The following is a 2,282-nucleotide window of genomic DNA, read 5'->3' as shown; positions in this document are numbered from 1 at the left end:
TGCCGATCGTCCGCTAAAAACGATGGCATCGTAGCCCGTGCGTTTAAATTCGGTGGGAAACTGGCCCCCGGAATTGGAGCAGGTGATGGCCCCGGTCAGCGGCGACTTGGTCATCACCATGTAGCGTGCACCGGTAGGAGCGCCGGTGCCGGTTAGCGGCCCGGTGGCCATGATCAACATGTTTTCTGCAGAAAACGGATCACACAGCGGATCGACCGATTGGTTTAAATAGTGAATGCCCAATCCCCGACCACCGATATAGTCTTTGGCCACCTGTGGATCCAGTGGATCAGATTTAAATGTACCTTGGCTAAGGTTTACCCATAGGACCTTTCCTTGCCATCCGGCCATGACGCCCTCCTTGATTTAAAATACGATTTAGCGATGTGGGTTGTTGTTGTGCCCGCCTGCTTACGTGCTCGTTACGTCAACAAACTGTGGGCAAAGTTGACCAGGGTTACTGCATCGAACACCGGCACGCCGGTCGCTCGCCGAACCTTGTCGGCATAAGGCGGCATATTGGTGCACTCCAATACAATCGCCCCGACATCTGGATGCGTTCGCATGAGTCGATTGGCGGCGGTTAGCATCTCGCGCTGGCATATGCGTTCATCGAGGGTTGCCTTTCCGCCAATAAAAACGGCGCTGAACTCTTTCGCATCTTCCATACCGACGATGGCCAGCGGATAGTTCTGAATGCCCACACCGGCCAAATGCGCGTCGGTCAGCGATTTTTTATTGGCCGTGATGATGCCTATCTTCTGACCGCTGCGGATCACCGAATTCGCCATATGCACTTGCAACAGGCTGGAAGTAAAAACAGGCACCGGCAATGCGGTGACCAATTGTCGATGAAACAGCGCCAGAAATCCGCAACTGGTGGCTACCGCTTTTACCCCCTTTTCGACCAATGATAGACCGGAATCGATGAAGCCGTCAATCAATCCGGCATCCGCCTCGATAACTACCCTTTGAGGAGACGCCCCGTTGACCGTCTGATACAGGACAGGGAAAGGAAAGGTCTGCGGATTGCCAATATCGCCGCGTATTCTCGGGAACGTGGTCTCCAGCATGAGGATACCGACCACCGGCTTTTTTGGGCTGCGGTGGGAGTGGCTGCTCATATCGTCAAACCCCTTCCTGGCTCAAGCGTGGCGACGGCCTTCATGGTTCTCACAACTGCTCATTGGGATTTGGGCCAGGGCACCCAGAGAAACCGTTTTTACCGGAGAACGGGCCGAGGTATATCCAACGGACGCTGGTGGTCGCTGGGTAAATGCACTGATAATATCGAACAGGATCGGTCCGCACGTGCGTCCCTGGCAACTCCCCATCCCGCATCGAGTGGCCTTCTTGATGCCGTTCATGGTGGAAAAACCATTGTCAAGCTGCCGGCGGACTTCACCCACGGTGATCTCTTCACAACGGCAGATCACCGTCTCATCGGGGATACCCGCATAGCAGTCCGGCGCCAGCCAGCACAGCTGATTGATAAAACCACCGTATCGGACCTGTCGATCGCGCTGGCGCAGCAACGGCCGGATCTGGTTTTCCAGGTCCTGCCGACTCACCCGTGCCTGCCTGTAAAGAATGTCCCAGGCGGCGATCTGCCCCTCGATGAACGATTTTCCGGCACCGGCGATGCCGGTGGTCTCTCCCGCGGCATAAATGCCGGCAACCGTGGTCGCCATGGATGCATCCACATTGACGTACCAGCCGCCCCTATCGACAGCATAGGACACAGAACATCCCGCCTGCTGAGGCAGTTCGATATTGGGTGAAAAACCATACCCAACGGCCAGGGTGTTTGTCGGGTAGATCCGTTCGGTTCCTTGAATGATGCAACCCTTAGTGTCGACACGCGCGGCAACGACGGCTTCCAGCTCCTGTCGGCCCCGGGCTTCGACAATGCGGACCCCCTGCTTCATGGGTACCCTGGCAGCGGCCAGCCGCATCAGGTAAACGGCGCCCTCGAGAAGTTTGGGCCAGATGGCCGGCCCCGCAGTGACGGCATTGAGCTTGTCGTCGGCTTTGCTCTGGTCCAGGACAGCCTGAACCTTCCCTCCGTTGGCTATAATTTCCGCCGCCAACGCGAGCATCAGGGGGCTGCAACCGCCGATCAATGTCTTTCGCCCCGGAAGGATACCGGAGCTTTTGATCAGGATCTGGGCCGCACCGGTAGCCATGACACCCGGCAGCGTCCAACCCTTGAAGGGCAGATGCCTTTCACGCGCACCGGTAGCCAGAATCATTGCATCCGCGCAATACTCCGCTGCATATCC

The 2,282-nt window shown here is 57.1% G+C and carries 3 protein-coding genes; all 3 read right to left on the bottom strand.

Features of this window, described 5'->3' with window-relative positions; translation table 11 throughout:
• Window positions 1-351, bottom strand: a 351-nt coding sequence (locus tag ABYV26_RS24570; RefSeq protein WP_372683982.1) for an aldehyde ferredoxin oxidoreductase N-terminal domain-containing protein, incomplete at its 3' end; no start/stop codon positions are given.
• Between the two features lie 71 nt (window positions 352-422).
• The gene (locus tag ABYV26_RS24565) at window positions 423-1,124 is read right to left on the bottom strand and encodes an aspartate/glutamate racemase family protein (protein ID WP_372683981.1); all 702 of its coding nucleotides are present in this window, start codon (window positions 1,122-1,124) and stop codon (window positions 423-425) included.
• Window positions 1,125-1,145: 21 nt separating this feature from the next.
• Window positions 1,146-2,282, bottom strand: a 1,137-nt coding sequence (locus ABYV26_RS24560) for an NAD(P)/FAD-dependent oxidoreductase (RefSeq protein ID WP_372683980.1), incomplete at its 5' end; no start/stop codon positions are given.

It is taken from the genome of Desulfosarcina sp. (genome assembly GCF_041551955.1).
GTDB lineage: Bacteria > Desulfobacterota > Desulfobacteria > Desulfobacterales > Desulfosarcinaceae > Desulfosarcina.
Note: the sequence above shows the minus strand (reverse complement) of the source record. Positions and strands in the feature narration are given on the sequence as shown.